This is a genomic window from Sorangium sp. So ce385, from assembly GCF_051474135.1.
GTDB lineage: Bacteria > Myxococcota_A > Polyangia > Polyangiales > Polyangiaceae > Sorangium > Sorangium cellulosum_D.
The window spans coordinates 2,633,553-2,648,904 of record NZ_CP150337.1; the positions used below are offsets into that span (position 1 = coordinate 2,633,553).

The following is a 15,352-nucleotide window of genomic DNA, read 5'->3' on the forward strand; positions in this document are numbered from 1 at the left end:
ACATCGGCTTGCGTCATCCCGCAATCGATTGCGCTTCGATTGCCGCCGTGCCAACCCAAATGGCAGAGACGCGCCCAGCCGCTCGGCTGAAAAGGCAGCGAGATAGTCGGTCTCGTCGGCGATGCAGCAGGAGGGGAAGAAAACACGCAACGCTGGCGTGCAACTTGCGACTCCTCGCGACAGACGCCCACGTTGAATGCGCCCGGCGCTGCCGAGGCGACACCGTGGAACCATTCGTTCCTCATGAAACCAAGGTTGGGAAGAGCCATGATCGATCAACGACGAGCGTTCAACCGCAGGCACTTCTTGCAAGGGATGACCCAGCTCGCCGCGGTGGCCGCCGCGGCGCCCGCGCTCGGCTCGGACCCGTGGAGAGGCACCCCCTGCACCACGCTCACCCCGGGGCGGCCCGAGGACGTGAGCATGAGCTCCGAACGGCTCGAGGACGTGTTCGCACGGATACAACGCCGGGTGAGGGACGGTCTGTTCCCCGGCGCCACGGCGCTGGTCGCGCGGCACGGGGTCGTCGTCGGACACCGGGCCTTCGGCAGCAAGGTCGCCGGCGCCGACGAGCCGGTGACGCTCGATACGATCTTCGACCTGCAATCGATGACCAAGGTGCTCTCGACGGCCGCGTCGGCGCTCGCCCTCGTGCAGGAGGGGGTGATCCAGCTGAGCGATCCGGTGGCCAGCTACCTGCCGGAGTTCGCCGCCAACGGAAAGGGGGGCATCTCCGTCTACGACATGCTCCGTTACTCGGCCGGTCTGCCGATGGACAACCAGTTCCTGGACGAGCCGGACGACGAGACCGTGTGGCGCCTCATGGCCGAGACGCCGCTCGAGTACCCGACAGGCACGTCGGTGCTTTACAGCGATCTCACGTACCGCCTCCTCGGGCGCATGATCGAGGCCGCAGCGGGGGACGATCTGGACGCCGTCGCGCGCGCCCGCGTCTGGGAGCCGCTCGGCATGAACGACACGATGTACAACCCGCCCCCGGCGCTCCTCGAGCGCATCGCGGCCACGGGGTACTCGCCCCTCCGGGGCTACGTCGTCCGCGGCGAGGTACAGGACGAGCAGGACTTCGCGCTGGGCGGCATCACCGGGTGTGACGGCGTCTTCTCCACGGCGATGGACATCGCGGTGTTCTGCCAGATGATCATGAACGGCGGCGCCTACGGGGGCGCCGAGGTCCTGCGGCCCGACCTCGTGCGAAAGATGAAGAAGAACAACACGCCCCAGGTGACGGCGGCGGCGACCGACACCTCGCCCATCAACAACCTGCTCCTCACCCCGAAGGGCCTCGGCTGGGAGCTCTGGACGAGGCGCTTCTCGAACGGCGGCATGCGCCTGTCGCCGCGCGCGTACGGCAAGGCGGGCGGCGCCGGGACGTTCGTGTGGGTCGACCCGGATCTCCAGATCATCGGCGTCCTGCTGACCAACCACGGCCTGCCGCAGCCGTTCGACGAGATCGGCTGGAACCGGATGCTCGACAATATCGGCTGCGCCGAGTTCTTCGACGGCATCATCAACGCGGTGCACGGCTGAGCGCCCCGCGGGCGCGCCGGGCGATCGTCAGTCCGGGTCGAGCGCGTAGACGGTCGTGGTCGTCTTGCGCCCGGTGAGGTTGCGCTCGCCCAGCGCGCGCAGGAGGAAGGCGTCGCCGGCGAGGGACCGGGTCGCCTCCGAGACCAGCACCTGGTTCGGCGCCGCGATCGCCTCGAGCCGCGAGGCGACGTTCACCACGTCGCCGATCACCGTGTACTCCATCCGCTTGTCGGAGCCGACGTTGCCGACGATCGCCTCTCCGGAGTTCACGCCGATGCCGAGGCGGACCTCGACGTCGTATCGCTCGCGCCACTCCTCGTTCGCCGTCTCGAGGAAGCGCATCATGTCCTCCGCGGCCGCGAGCGCGCGCCGCGCGTGATCGGCCTGCGCGAGCGGGGCGCCCCAGACGGCCATGACGCAGTCGCCGATGAACTTGTCGACCGTGCCCCCGTGCCGGAACACGATCTCGGTGAGCATCGAGAAGAGCTCGTTGAGGAGGGCGACCATGCGCTCGGCGTCGCGCGACTCGGCGAGCGGCGTGAAGCCGACAACGTCGGCGAAGAGCACCGACACCGCCGCCCGCTTGCCGCCGAGCGCGAGCGGGTGCTCGCCCCGCACGATCGCGTCGACGACGGCCTTGTCCATGAACCGGCCGAGATCGCCGCGGAGCTTCGCCTCCCGCGCGATCTCGGCCTCCCCCTGCTCGAGATCCGCGGCCATGCGGCCGAGCGAGGCGGCGAGCTCGCCGATCTCGTCGCGCCGCCCTCGGAGCCCGTCGCCGAGCGCGATCTCGCGCCAGCGCCGGGCGCCGATGAGCCGCGCCTGCGCGACGAGGTGGAGGACCGGGCGCGTCACGTGGCGGGCGGTGAAGACCGCGAGGACGAGCGCGAGGGCGAGCGCGCCCGCGGCGACCCCGAGGCCGCGGCGCCGCATCTCGTCGAGCGCGGCGAAGGCCACCGGCTCCGGGCGCCAGATCGCGACCGCCCAGCCGAGGTCGGGGAGCGTCTCGATGGCGCCGATCATCCGCTGGCCGCCCTCGTCGTGCGGGCCGAGCACGCTGATCTTGTCGGTCCACACCGCGCCCGGCGGGAGCTTGCCCCAGAGCGGCAGGGCCGAGACGTCGGCGCCCGGCGCCGCGCCCGGCACGCCGAACGCCGCGATCGCCCGGCGATCGTGGCCCGCGATGAGCAGGCGCACCTCGCGGCCGCCGAAGCGGCGCGCGGCGATCGCCGCGAGATCGCGCCCGAGCGCGTCGAGCGCCACCTCCGCGACCACGTAGCCGGCAGGGCCGGCCGCGGAAGGCGGCGCCGCGCCGGCCGCACCCACGTCTCCCGGAGACCGCACGCGGGCCACGAGCAGGCCCCGCGCCGGACCGACCACGCCGAAGCCGACCCCGCGCTCGTCCGCGAGCCGGCGCAGCGCGGCCGGCGCCGCGGGGACGTCGGCGCCGGACGAGGCCTTGCGGATCACGGTGCCGATCCCCGCGGCGGGCACCTCGAGCCGCACCGCGTCGACCAGCGCGCGCGTCGCGACCAGGGCGCGCACCGACGCGACCGCATCCTCGTCCCGGATCGCGCCGCCCGCGGCATGACCGAAGATGGCCGCCGCCGCGACGACGTCGCTCTCGACGTCCCGGACGAGCTGGATCGAGACCGAGGCCACCTCGGAGAGGATCGCCGCCTGCAAGGCCTCCTCGGACGTCCGCACGGCGCGCCGGTTCACGTCCGCGAGGAGCGTCACGGCGACGGCCACGGGGCCGAGCGCGATCCCGGCGAACAGCGCGATCGCCTTCGCCTTGAGCGAGAGCGCCCTCACGCGGCGCCCCCGGCGCGCGCCCGGCGGCGCGCCCGGCCGCGCGCCGGGTCACTCAAGGGGGCCGTCCTTCCAGCCGGCCGCGCCCTCGTCCGTGCGCTTGCGGATCTGGAACTCCACCCGGCGGTTCCTGGCCCGGCCGTCGGCGGTGCGGTTGTCGGCGATGGGCCGGCGCGCGCCGAAGCCGCGCGCCTCGAGGCGGCGGGCGTCGATGCCGTGCGCGGTCAGCCACGCGACCACGGCGAGCGCGCGGCGCTGCGAGAGCCGCAGGTTCGCCTGGTCGGCGCCCTGGTTGTCGGTGTGGCCGTCGACCGCGACCCGGGCGATCTCGGGGTGCTCCTCGAGGACCGCCGCGACCTCGCCGAGCAGCTCGAAGCTCTCCGGCTCGATCTCGGCCCTGCCGGTCGGGAACTGGACCTGCTGCAGGATGACGATCTGCGAGCCCTCGATGCGCACCGCGAACGGGCAGCCGTGCGTCGCGCGGTCCTCGCTCGGCTTGCCGCGCTCGTAGGGGCACGCGTCCGCCGCGTTGGGGATGCCGTCGCCGTCCGTGTCCGCAGGGCAGCCGTGCCGCGACGTCGGCCGGGCCCCCGCGCCCCCGGGCGCGCCGTCGGCCGCGGCGCTGCTCACCCCCGGCTCGTCCGGGCAGCGATCGTCGACGTCGTAGATCCCGTCGTCGTCCCGATCCGGCGGGCAACCGCGCCGGAACGCCTGCCGGGCCCCCGCCGCCGCGGCCGGCGGGCGCGCCTCGCCGATGACCCGGGGGCACGCGTCCTCCGCGTCGGGGACCGAGTCCCCGTCGAGATCGGCGACCGGCGCCGGCGCCCGCGCGGCGCCGCGGCCGCCGCCCGCGCCCGCAGGCGCGCCCGCGGGGGCCCGAGGCGCGGCCGAGGACGGCGCCGGCACGACGTCCGCGGCGACGCCGAGCGCCGCGAAGAAGCGCGCCTTGGGCGTGCCGGGCAGCCGCCCGAAGCCGGGGCCGGCGCCCGCGTCCACCGTGAGCGGGCCGAGCGACCAGCGCGCGGTGAGCAGCAGCTCCGCCCCGGCGCGCCCCGGCACCCGGAGCGCCGACGCCTCGCCGGCGGCCGCCCACACGGAGAGCTCCGACCCGAGCTGCAGCGGGCCTTTGCGGACGCCGGCGCCCGCGGCGAAGAAGACCTCGCTCCCCGTGAGGCTGTCCGCCGAGGCCGGCTGAAACCGGCCCCCCGCCGAGGCCGACCAGCGAAAGCCCGGGTGCTCCGCCCCCACGATCACCCTCGGCGCGTAGCGCGCGGCGCCCGCGCCGGCGAAGGCCGACGCGTCGCCGGTCGGCAGCCAGACCGAGAGCCCGAGCGCCGCCGCCGGCCAGAGCCCCTCCTGGGGCAGGAGCGTCACCCGGCCGCCCACCTGGAGATCGGCGAGCGCGGCGCCGCCGCCGGGCGCCGTGACGCGGACGTCCGCCAGCGCGCCGGACGCGCCGCCCTGATCCAGCACGAACGGCGCGTCGAGGTCGAGCTTGACCCGCCCGAAGAGCTCCACGCTCGCGAGCGCGTGCAGGATTGCCTGGCGGTCCACCCACGCGACCGCGCCGGCGGGCGCCGTCCCGCGCAGGCTGAGCGGTTGATGAGAATAGGAAAACAGCAGTCCGACCGCCGGCCGGAGCTCGCCCGATACGCCGGCAGAAGGGACAGTGGTTAGCCCGTCGCCCGCGGGCGCGGGAGCGAGCCTGTCGAGCGCGGTGGCCTCCTGCGCCGCGGCCGGCATGGAAGCCGAGGCGGCCGCGACGAGCAGCGGGGAGGCCAGGAGGGGCGCGATGGCGCGCGCCGACCAAAACGCCATCGGTCTGCTCGTATCCCATTGCCTGGTCTCTTGCAACGCCGATCTCGATCCGGTAGCGTGCCGCGGGCGTGGCATCGTCAAGTGGCCAGTCCGTCGCTATCGCGGTGCTCCTCGGCTGCGCCAGCCACGTTGGTTTCGTCGGCGCGGCGAGCGCCAAAGAGCCCACGCCGGGATATCCAGAGGCGGTCATCCAATGGGGCGTGCAGCGCGGAGAGACGTGCGACCACATCGCAGAGGTCCTCTACGGCTCGTCCAGGCATGTTGGGTTGATCCAGCGATATAACCGCGTCGCGTGCGGCCCGGGCACGGCGCTCGCGGAGGGCCTCACGCTGGTGCTCCCCGCCGAGGTGACGTCCATCCCCGACGCGAAGATCCGGTCGATGCACCCGGACGTGCGCGCGCGGGCGGCGGGCGGCGGGTGGGCGCCCGCGGCGCCGGGGATGCCCCTCGTCGCGAACTCGAGCGTCAACACGCTCGATGAGGGGCGGGCAGACATCGAGTTTGTGGATCGGACTCGCGTGCTGCTCGCGCCCAATACGCTCGTCGTCATCTACGGTACGGCGAGCCGAACGCGGGTATCGAAGACGCCGCCCGCGGCCGTGGAGCTCGCGGACGGCGAGGTGAAGGCCGCGCTCGCCGCGCTGCGCGGCCAGTCGGTCGAGGTCGCCGCGGGCGGCGGCGGCCGGGTGAGCGCGTCGTCGCGGGACACCGTGGTGCAGCGGCGCGGGGAGCGGACGACGGTCGCCGTGTTCGACGGCAAGGCGGGGGTCAGCTCGGGCGGCGTCTCCGTCGTGGTCCCGAAGGACCATGGCACCCGCTTCTCGGACAGGGCGCCGCCCGCGCGCCCGCGGCCGCTGCCGCCGCCGCCCGAGTGGACGACCGCGGACGCCGCGCCGATCGCGCTCGCCCCGGCGGGGCTCGGCGTGCTGTCGGCGTCGTGGAAGCCGGCGCCCGGGGCGGCCGGCTACCGCGTCGAGGTCGCGCGCGACCCGGAGCTCAACGACCTCGTCGTCCGCGAGGAGGTGAAGCCGGACGTCGTGTCCTTCCGCGCGGAGAAGATGCCGGCCGGCGCCTATTTCCTCCGGGTCCGGGTCATCGATCGGGAGGAGTACCTGGGCGTCGGCGCGGTGCGCCGGTTCCACCTCGTCGCCGCGCGGGTCTCCGGGGGCGTCGCCCCGGCGGCGCGGGAGATCACCGCGAACCCGTACGGGATCGTCGAGCTCACGCCGTCGCCCGCGCTCGAGCTCTCGCTCGACGACGGGCCGTTCGGCCCCATCCCCGAGCGCATCGACCTCCTCCAGCGCGCCCCGCGCGCGCTGCGGCTGCGCGAGCGGGGCAGCGCCGCGGCGGAGCGCCGGCCCGACGCGGTGACGTCGCTCCCGGTCCGGTACACGGCGGTGGGCGCGTCGATCCAGGCGGCGCGGGTGGCGACCGCGGGCGGGCAGGCGCTCGAGGCCCGGGTGGCGCTCGACGGGGTCGCGGGGGTCGACGTCGCGCGGCGGGTGGCGCCGCGGATCGTCGCCCACCTGCCGGGCGGGGTGCGCTCCGCCGCGCTGACCGGCGGCGGGCAGGGCGGCGCGCTGACCGCGCGGATCCCGCTGCCCCCGGAGTCGACGCGCCCCGGCGAGCCGCTGCGCGTCCGGCTCGACGTCGCGGACGGCCGCGGCGGCGTGCTCGGCACGAGCGACGTCGAGCTGCCGTCCGCGCCGGGGCCGGCGCGCGCGGTGCTGCCGCCGCCGCCGGCCGCGCCCGTGCTGGGCGCGTACCTCCCGCTCCTGCCGGTGACCGCGGCGGCGGACGCGCTCTGGCTCGGGCCCACGCCGCCCGCCGTGGTGGCCGTGGGCGCGGCCGCGGTGCGCGCCGGCGGCGGCTGGGTCGCGGCGGGGCAGGTGCGCGCGAGCGGCGCCGTCGGGCCGCTGGGGCTCGACGCCGCGCTGCGCTCGAACCCCGCCGGCGACGGCGAGGGGGCGGGCAGCGCCGGCTGGCTCGGCGCGCGCTTCCGGGCCGTGCGCCTCGATCGCTCGGCGCTCGAGCTCGGCCCCACGCTCCGCCTGGGCGTGCCCCTGGCCGACGGGGGCCCGCCGGTCCGCATCGAGCCCGGGGTCGCGCTCGGCGGCGCGGCGGGCCGGCTCACGTGGGTGGTCGACGCGGGCCTCCGCATCCGCGCGGGGGGCGGCGGGGAGGGCGCGGCGGGCGGCGAGGGCGGCACGGCGGGCGGCGAGGGCGGCGCGGCGGGCGCCGAGGGCGGCGCAGCGGGCGCCGAGGGCGTCGGCGCGCCGGCCGCGCCGCCGTCGCAGGGCTTCCTGCTGGCGGGCGCGGCGGCCGACGCGGCGCCGTGGCTCCGGCTGCACGGCGCGCTGGATCTGCACCTCGTCCACCGCGACGACGGGGCGAACGACGTGCTCGGCGGGCTGTCGGCGGGCGCGGAGGCGGGCGGCGCGCTGTTCGGGGCGCTGTCCGTGCGGGTGAGCCCGTGGCGCGAGGCGGGCGAGGGCCCGGTGACGGCGCAGATCGCGGTGGGCTTCCGCGAGGCGCCGCCGTGAGCGGCGGCGACGGCGCGCGCAGGCCGCCGGACGGGGAGCCCGACCGCACCGTGCTGAAGGGCGCGCGCGCGCCGGACACCCAGCTGGCGCCCGACCCGCACCAGCGCACCGGCCGCCTGGCCGGCGCGGAGACGCTCCCCTCGGACGTGCCGGAGGCCGGCCCGCCGCAGCGCGCCGGCGTCGGGCGGGTCCTCGGCGGCAAGTACAACCTCGTGCGGCTGCTCGGCGCGGGCGGGATGGGGGAGGTCTACGAGGCGGAGCACGTCCTGCTCGGCGTCCCGGTCGCGGTCAAGACGATGCACCCGCACATCGCGCTGCTCCCGGAGAGCCGGCGGCGGTTCTTCCGCGAGGCGCGCGCCGCCTCGCGCCTCGTGCACCGCAACGTGGTCAAGGTGCTCGACCTCGGGGGCGACGAGGACGACGAGGGCGGGCAGGTCTACCTCGTGATGGAGCTGCTCAAGGGGCAGTCGCTCGCCGCGCGGCTCCGGGCGTCGCGCGAGCTCATGGACCTCGCGGAGGTGGCGGAGATCTTCGGGGACATCCTCGACGGCGTGGGCGCCGCGCACGCGTGCGGCATCGTGCACCGCGATCTCAAGCCGGAGAACGTGCTGCTGGCCGAGCAGGACGGGCAGCGCGTCGCCAAGGTCGTCGACTTCGGCCTGGCGCACCTCGACGACCCGCTCGACGCCGGCCCGACGCTCACCTCGAACGACATGGTCGCGGGCACGCCCGAGTACATGAGCCCCGAGCAGTGCCGCTCGCTGGCCGTGGGCCCGAGCACCGATCTCTACGCGTGCGGCTGTATCCTTACCGTGCTCTTGCAGGGGTCGCCGCCGTTCACCGGTCTTCCGGCGATCGAGCTCATGGCGATGCACATGTTCTCGATCCCGCCGCCGCTGGCTCGACCGCCCGGGGCGCCGCCGGTCCCGCCGCTCCTGGAGCGGCTCCGGCTGGACCTCCTGGCGAAGCTGCCCGAGCGGCGGCCGGAGAGCGCCGCGGCGGCGCGGGCGCGGCTCGACGAGGCGATGTCGCGGGAGGCGGAGGCGCGCCGGCTGCCCGAGCGCAAGGCGGACGTGCCGCTCGGGGAGCGGGGCGAGCGCGCGCCGCCGTGGCCGGCTGGCGAGACGGCGCGGCTCGCGCCCGTCCCGGAGCACGCCGTCGGGCTGATCCGGCTCGCGCCGGCGGGCCAGGGGCTCAGCGAGGCGTGCGAGATCGGGCTCGACGCGCAGCGGATCCACCTCACCGAGGTGGCCGACGCCGCCGCGCTCGTCGCGTCGGGGCTCGGGGTGGCCGTGATCGACGCGGGCGCGGACGTGGAGGCGGCGTGCGCGCTGCTCGAGGCGCTCGGCCGCGCGGCGCCCGGCGTGCGGGCCGTCGTGTGCGCGGCGGGGCTCTCCTCGGACCGGATGAACGCCCTCGTCGCGGCGGGCGCCGCGGACGTGGTGCGCTACCCGGTCGCGCCGGACGTGCTGTCGCGCAAGATCGCGCGGGTCGTGCGCCGGGGGCGCTAGCGCGCCGCTCATGCCGAAATTCGGCAAAGAATCGATTCATGGCGAAGTGGGCCGCAAGGGCGCAAGGGCGCAAGGGGCGCGGGGTGGAGCAGAATAAAATTCCATCTCTGTCCCCTTGTGCCTTTTGCACCCTTGCGGTCTCTCCTCTTGCAGCATGGTCCCGCGATTGCCCATGCCGAGTGGCCGGGGCCCACGCGGAGCGCGGAGGCAGGGGCGAGTTGGATGGCGTGCCGGGCTCAGCAAGCGAGCGCGCTGGCTGGGTGAATTTGTGAATGCTCACAGCAGCGCGTACCTCGCTCGCCGAGCGGCGGGCTGGTCGATCGACGTTGACATCCGGTATGTGAACGCTCACAGTGTCGAGCGGTCGTCATGCTTTTGCTTCGTTCCGGATGGGCCGTCATGCGCATCCAGGAGACGGTCATGAAGTAGCGAGCGGTCATGTCGCTCGCGGCTGGGATCGCGGTCCTGGCCAGCGGCGACCCTCGTTGCAGCAACGATCCCAGCGGTGGCGGGACCCCGGTGCCGTGGCAGCGGCGGGAACCCCGGAAGCGACCCGACATCTCCCGTTCAGCAGCAGGCCTCTCCCGGGGGCCGCACGATGAACATCAGGTCGTGTCGTACGGCAACGTCAGCCGTCCATCTCACGCCAGCTTTTCGAGCGAGCTCGCATGCCGAGCGCGGTCGGCGCGGCCGCTGATCGCAGGCGATCTTCAACGAGATCCGCACGAGATTCGCACGAGCTTCGCGCGCCTGGCGCGCCGGGCGATCGCGCCCGTCGAGGACTCGGCCCCATGTCGGCGTCGAGTTGCCATCATGACTCCGCATCTGAGCTTATCGCACCTTTGTGAGGATCAGGCCCGCTCGCGATGCACAATCGGCTTGACGGGCATGCCAGCTCGGAACAATAGATACCCTCATCGTGTTGCCTGGCGCACGCGATATGAACTTATCCACTCTGCGCGGCAATGGCCAGCGCGGCGGCCCGCTCGGGAGCCTTGGGCGCGCGGCGAGCGACCTCGACCCACGCGAGGGCACCGCTGAGCAGTGAGAAGATTCCAGTTTCACTTACTTAAGAGGACGAGGAGAAATAGATGAGGTTCGGAACCAGGCAGAGCTTGCTTGCGGCGGCGGCGGGCGTCCTCGCCGTGTCGTGCGTCGTCGGTCCCGAGGGGGCGTACGACGCCGAGATCGAGGAGAACGGCTCACTCGAGGGCGCCATCACGGTCGATACGAACGCGGTCTACACGATCGTCGGCGTCCAGAGTGGAAAATGCGTGCAGGTGGCTGGCGGCAGCACCGCGGATGCGGCGGCCATCCAGATCGCCAGCTGCAACGGCTCGACGCGGCAACAGTTCCGCATGGAATCGGCGGGTGGCGGCTACTATCGCATCCGCAACGTCAACAGCAACCGCTGCATGGACGTCACGGGCGCCTCCACCGGCGACGGCGCCGCCGTCCAGCAATACTCCTGCTGGACCGGGCAAAACCAGCAGTGGTCGTTCACGGACGTCGCCAGCGGCGTCGTGCGCATCACCGCGCGCCACAGCGGCAAGTCCCTGGACGTCTACGGCCGCGGCACCGCGGACGGCACCGCCGTGATCCAATGGGCGTCGAACGGCGGCACCAATCAGCAATTCCGACTCACGCCCGTGGGCTCGGGAACCGGCGGCTCCAGCAGCTCCAGCAGCTCCAGCAGCTCCAGCGGTACCGGCGGCACCGGCGGTACCGGCGGTACCGGTGGCAGCGGCGGCTCCGGCGGCGGCGGCGGCTCCGGTGGCGGGGGCGGCACCGGCGGTACGTGCACCGCGTCACGACCGGCGGGTCGAAACGTGTCGGGGAGCGGCCCTCATCAGGTGGTCGTCGAGACGAATGCAGACCCGGGCATCAACCAGGGCACCATCTTCCGTCCGGCGGATCTCAGCGGAAACACCAAGTATCCGATCTTCGTCTGGGGGCAGGGCGGATGCTCGCGAGACGGGCTCGCGAATCAAGCGGCCATGGCCGAAATCGCCTCGCATGGCTACTTCGTGGTGGCGGACGGGACGCCGGGAAACACGCTGCCCAACCGCGACCTCGGGAGCGGAGGCGACGTGCTGCGCGGCTACGTCGACTGGGTGATCGCCCAGAATGAGAAGCCTTGCAGCGCCTACTACCAGAAAATCGAGACCACGAAGGTCGCCGCGAACGGCTTCTCCTGCGGCGGCTTGATGGCGGCGGGGACCGCTGCAGACCCCAGGATGACGACCTGGGGACACACGAGCAGCGGCTCTTTCTCGGCGAATCAGTCGTTCTACAACTCGATTCATACACCCGTGCTGATCGTCACCGGCACCGCGGACAGCCTGGGCGCGAACCAGAACGGCGCGAGGGACTTCCAGAACATCGCCGCCCTCGGTGATATCCCGGTCATGATGTTCGCCAAGGTCGGCGCGGATCACGGGGGCGATCTGTGGGCCCGGAACGGCGGCGAGTTCACTCAGGTCAACCTGGCGTGGCTCAACTGGTGGCTCAAGGGCGACGAATCGGCCACCGGCAAGGGCATGCTCGTCGGCCCGAACTGCCGCTTCTGCAACGACAGGACCTGGCAGATCTCTTCTGCCAATCTGCCCTAGAGTGGCTCCGCGCTCAAACCGCCTTGCTCCGAGGAGCAGGGCGGTTTGACCGACCCTGGCGCGCGCAGAGCGAACCTATCCACCCTGCGCGCGTCTCCACATTCATCCGCAGCGGCAGTGGCCGGCGCGGCGGCCCGCTCGGGGGCCTTGAGCACGCGGCGAGCGACCCCGACCCACGCGAGGGCAGCGTCGAGCAGGGAGAAGACGGCAGTTTCACTCACTTGACAGGACGAGGAGGACAAGATGAGGTTCGGAACCAAGCAGGGCTTGATTGCGGCGGCGACGGGCGTCCTCGCCGTGTCGTGCGTCGTCGGCCCCGACGGGGCGTACGACGCCGAGATCGAGGAGAACGGCTCGCTCGAGGGCGCCATCACGGTCGATACGAACGCGGTCTACACGATCGTCGGCGTCCAGAGCGGGAAATGCGTGCAGGTGGCCGGCGGCAGCACCGCGGATGGAGCGGCCATCCAGATCGCCAGCTGCAACGGCTCGACGCGGCAACAGTTCCGCATGGAATCGGCGGGCGGCGGCTACTATCGCATCCGCAACGTCAACAGCAACCGCTGCATGGACGTCACGGGCGCCTCCACCGGCGACGGCGCCACCGTCCAGCAATACTCCTGCTGGACCGGGCAAAACCAGCAATGGTCGTTCACGGACGTCGCCAGCGGCGTCGTGCGCATCACCGCGCGCCACAGCGGCAAGTCCCTGGACGTCTACGGCCGCGGCACCGCGGACGGCACCGCCGTGATCCAATGGGCGTCGAACGGCGGCACCAATCAGCAATTCCGACTCACGCCCGTGGGCTCGGGAACCGGCAGCACCAGCAGCTCCAGCAGCTCCAGCGGCACCGGCGGCACCGGCGGTACCGGCGGCAGCGGTGGCAGCGGCGGCTCCGGCGGCGGCGGCGGCTCCGGTGGCGGCGGCAGCACCGGCGGCACGCGCAGCGCCGGCTGTGGCATTCCCACCTCCCTCGCCAGCGGTAACCGCACCATCAACGTCAACGGCACCACGCGCCAGTACGTGCTCGACATTCCGGCGAACTACGACCCGAACAAGGCGTATCGGCTGGTGTTCGGCTGGCACTGGCGCGGCGGATCGGCCAATGACGTCGTGAACAACGGGTACTATGGGCTCAAGGCGCTGGCGAACGGCAGCGCGATCTTCGTCTCGCCGAACGGCATCGACAACGGCTGGGCCAACACGAACGGGCGCGACATCGCCTTCGCCCGCGCCATGGTCGATCACCTCAAAGCCAACCTGTGCGTCGACACGAGCCGCGTCTTCTCGACCGGGTGGAGCTTCGGGGGGATGATGTCGAACGCGCTCGGCTGTGACATGCCCGATGTCTTCCGGGCCATCGCGCCGATGTCCGGCGCCCTCTACAGCGGCTGCAACCAGTCCAACACCCAGCCCGTCGCCGTCTGGATGTCGCACGGCGTGTCCGACAGCGTCGTCCCCATCTCGGCCGGGAGGGCGGCGCTCGACGTCTTCGTGCGCAAGAACGGCTGCAGCACCGAGACGAGCCCCGTGGGCCCCAGCTCGTGCGTGGCCTATCAAGGGTGCCGGGATGGATACCCGGTGCACCGCTGCGAGTTTGCCGGTGACCACCAGCAGCCGAGCTTCGCGAGCTCGGCGATCTGGAACTTCTTCTCGCAGTTCTGACCTCGCGCCCCGCCGACCGAACGATCGCAGAGCGGCGGTCACCCGCACAGGAGACGGGCCCAGATCGGCGTTTTCGGCGCGCAAGCGCACTCCAGTGCGCTGAGCACCGAAAACGTCGAGATGGGCCCGTATCCGAAGCGGGTGACCGCCGCTCTAGGCGCTGCGCGCGTACTGGCCGGGCGTCGTGCCGACGATGCGCCGGAAGTGCCGGTTGAGCTGGCTCTGGTCGTAGAGGCCGACCTGCGGGGCGACGTCGCGCGGCTTCACGCCGGCGGCGAGCATCTCCTTCGCGCGCATGATCCGCAGCCGCGTCAGGTACGCGTACGGAGACATGCCGACCTGCGCGCGAAACGCGCGGCTCAGGTGGTACTTGTCGAGGCCGGCGTGCGCGGCGAGGTCGTCGAGCGTCACCGGCTCGGCGAGCCGCTCTCGCAGGAGCTCGATCGCGCGGCGCACCGGTCGCGTGTGCTCGCGCTGCGCGTCGCCGAGCGCCGCGAGCGCGGCGATCGCCTCGGCGACCGCGGCCTCGATCTCGAGGCGATCGGCGCCGGCGCGCACCGCGTGATGCAGGCGGTGGAACGCCGCGCCCCGCGCGTCATCAGCGGCGAGCTGTGTATGGACGTAGACCTTGCCGATCGCGCTCTCGACCATCTGCGCCGAGAGCGTGACGCACTGGCCCGTGCCCGGGCCGTCGCGCGAGACGTCGCGGTGCACGTCGCCGGGCTGCAGGATCTGCAGCGAGCCCGGGCCACAGCTCCACACCTTCCCGCGGCTCCACCACTCCGAGCGCCCGGCCTCGATGCGACCGATCGCGTACGTTTCCTTCATGCCGGCGTAGAGCTCGTCGGTCGACCAGCGCGTGGCGCGCACGCCGGGCACGGGGACAGGGAGGAGGTCGGCACGGGTCGTCACGCCCCCATTCTACGACCGCCGCGCCCCCTCGGCTTGGGCATTCTTGGCCGCCGGCTTGGGCGTTCTTGGCCGCCGGGTTGGGCGTCCTTGGCCGCCGGCTTGGGCGTTCTTGGCGCCCTCTCGACCGGCCAAGAATCGCCAAGGCAGCGCTCGCGGAGGTCGCTATCCAGGGGACATGAACGACAAACCCGTCGCCCTCGTCACGGGGGCCAACAAAGGTATCGGCCACGCGATCGCGAAGGAGCTCGCGGCGCGCGGCCACACGGTGCTCATCGGCGCGCGCGACCTCGCGCGCGGCGAGGCCGCGGCGAAGCAGATCGCGGGCGATGCGCGCGCGATCGCGATCGACGTCACGAACGCCGACTCGATCGCGGCCGCCGCAGCGCGGATCCGCCGCGAGCTCGGCCGGCTCGACGTCCTCGTCAACAACGCTGGCATCGCCAAGGGCAGCGCGCAGAGCGGGGTCACGGTCGAGGAGATCTCCCGGAGCGGGAGGCCGAGCGTGGCCTCGCTCGCCGACGTGCGCGAGGTGTTCGAGACCAACGTGTTCGGCGTGATCGCCGTGACCCAGGCGATGCTGCCGCTCCTCCGAGAGGCGCCTGCCGGGCGGATCGTCAACGTGTCGAGCAGCCTCGGCTCGCTGACCGTGATGAGCGATCCCGCCACGCCGTACCGCGGCGTCGGCGGCGTCGCGTACAGCCCGTCGAAGACCGCGCTCAACGCGGTGACGATCGCGTTCGCGCACGAGCTCGCCGGCACCCCGATCAAGGTCAACGCGGTGTGCCCCGGCTACGTCGCGACCGATCTCAACAACCACAGCGGGACGCGCACCGTCGCCGAAGGCGCGCGCCAGCCGGTGCGGCTCGCGCTGCTCGGCCCCGACGGACCGACTGGCACCTTCTCGGACGACGCAGGGCCGATCCCCTGGTAA

Annotated in this window: 9 protein-coding genes; 6 read left to right on the forward strand and 3 right to left on the reverse strand. The window is 73.2% G+C overall.

Features of this window, described 5'->3' with window-relative positions:
• Window positions 1–267: 267 nt before the first annotated feature.
• Complete coding sequence (locus WME83_RS09855) at window positions 268–1,548, forward strand: serine hydrolase domain-containing protein (RefSeq protein WP_437319015.1); 1,281 nt, start codon at window positions 268–270, stop codon at window positions 1,546–1,548.
• Window positions 1,549–1,575: 27 nt separating this feature from the next.
• Here the strand turns inward: WME83_RS09855 and WME83_RS09860 are convergent, their stop codons facing one another.
• Together WME83_RS09860 and WME83_RS09865 are read right to left on the reverse strand one after the other, a co-directional pair.
• A complete protein-coding gene (locus tag WME83_RS09860; RefSeq protein WP_437319016.1) occupies window positions 1,576–3,363 on the reverse strand; it encodes an adenylate/guanylate cyclase domain-containing protein in 1,788 nt (595 codons plus the stop codon).
• A 48-nt stretch (window positions 3,364–3,411) separates the two neighbouring features.
• On the reverse strand, window positions 3,412–5,178 hold the full coding sequence (locus WME83_RS09865) for an OmpA family protein (protein ID WP_437319017.1): 1,767 nt from the start codon (window positions 5,176–5,178) through the stop codon (window positions 3,412–3,414).
• Between the two features lie 266 nt (window positions 5,179–5,444).
• On the opposite strand from WME83_RS09865, the gene WME83_RS09870 reads away from it, so the two are divergent.
• The 4 genes from WME83_RS09870 to WME83_RS09885 all read left to right on the forward strand — a co-directional run bounded on the left by WME83_RS09870 (window position 5,445) and on the right by WME83_RS09885 (window position 13,509).
• Entirely contained in the window at window positions 5,445–7,721 is a 2,277-nt protein-coding gene (locus WME83_RS09870; protein ID WP_437319018.1) for a FecR domain-containing protein, read from the forward strand.
• Window positions 7,718–9,232 (forward strand): protein kinase domain-containing protein, encoded by a 1,515-nt coding sequence (locus tag WME83_RS09875; protein ID WP_437319019.1) that lies wholly within the window; start codon window positions 7,718–7,720, stop codon window positions 9,230–9,232. The genes WME83_RS09870 and WME83_RS09875 overlap by 4 nt, the downstream gene beginning before the upstream one ends.
• Before the next feature lie 1,091 nt (window positions 9,233–10,323).
• Window positions 10,324–11,844: an RICIN domain-containing protein gene (locus tag WME83_RS09880; protein ID WP_437319020.1), complete on the forward strand. Its 1,521-nt coding sequence runs from the start codon at window positions 10,324–10,326 to the stop codon at window positions 11,842–11,844.
• Between the two features lie 243 nt (window positions 11,845–12,087).
• Window positions 12,088–13,509: an RICIN domain-containing protein gene (locus tag WME83_RS09885; protein ID WP_437319021.1), complete on the forward strand. Its 1,422-nt coding sequence runs from the start codon at window positions 12,088–12,090 to the stop codon at window positions 13,507–13,509.
• A 153-nt stretch (window positions 13,510–13,662) separates the two neighbouring features.
• Here WME83_RS09885 and WME83_RS09890 read toward each other — a convergent pair whose 3' ends face one another.
• Window positions 13,663–14,421, reverse strand: a complete 759-nt coding sequence (locus tag WME83_RS09890) for a helix-turn-helix domain-containing protein (protein ID WP_437319022.1) — start codon at window positions 14,419–14,421, stop codon at window positions 13,663–13,665.
• Window positions 14,422–14,596: 175 nt separating this feature from the next.
• On the opposite strand from WME83_RS09890, the gene WME83_RS09895 reads away from it, so the two are divergent.
• Complete coding sequence (locus WME83_RS09895) at window positions 14,597–15,352, forward strand: SDR family oxidoreductase (RefSeq protein ID WP_437319023.1); 756 nt, start codon at window positions 14,597–14,599, stop codon at window positions 15,350–15,352.

Coding starts and splice junctions, on each gene's coding strand:
- WME83_RS09855 (WP_437319015.1), top strand. CDS start 268: ATGATCGATCAACGACGAGCGTTCAACCGCAGGCACTTCTTGCAAGGG.
- WME83_RS09865 (WP_437319017.1), bottom strand. CDS start 5,178: ATGGCGTTTTGGTCGGCGCGCGCCATCGCGCCCCTCCTGGCCTCCCCG.
- WME83_RS09880 (WP_437319020.1), top strand. CDS start 10,324: ATGAGGTTCGGAACCAGGCAGAGCTTGCTTGCGGCGGCGGCGGGCGTC.
- WME83_RS09885 (WP_437319021.1), top strand. CDS start 12,088: ATGAGGTTCGGAACCAAGCAGGGCTTGATTGCGGCGGCGACGGGCGTC.
- WME83_RS09895 (WP_437319023.1), top strand. CDS start 14,597: ATGAACGACAAACCCGTCGCCCTCGTCACGGGGGCCAACAAAGGTATC.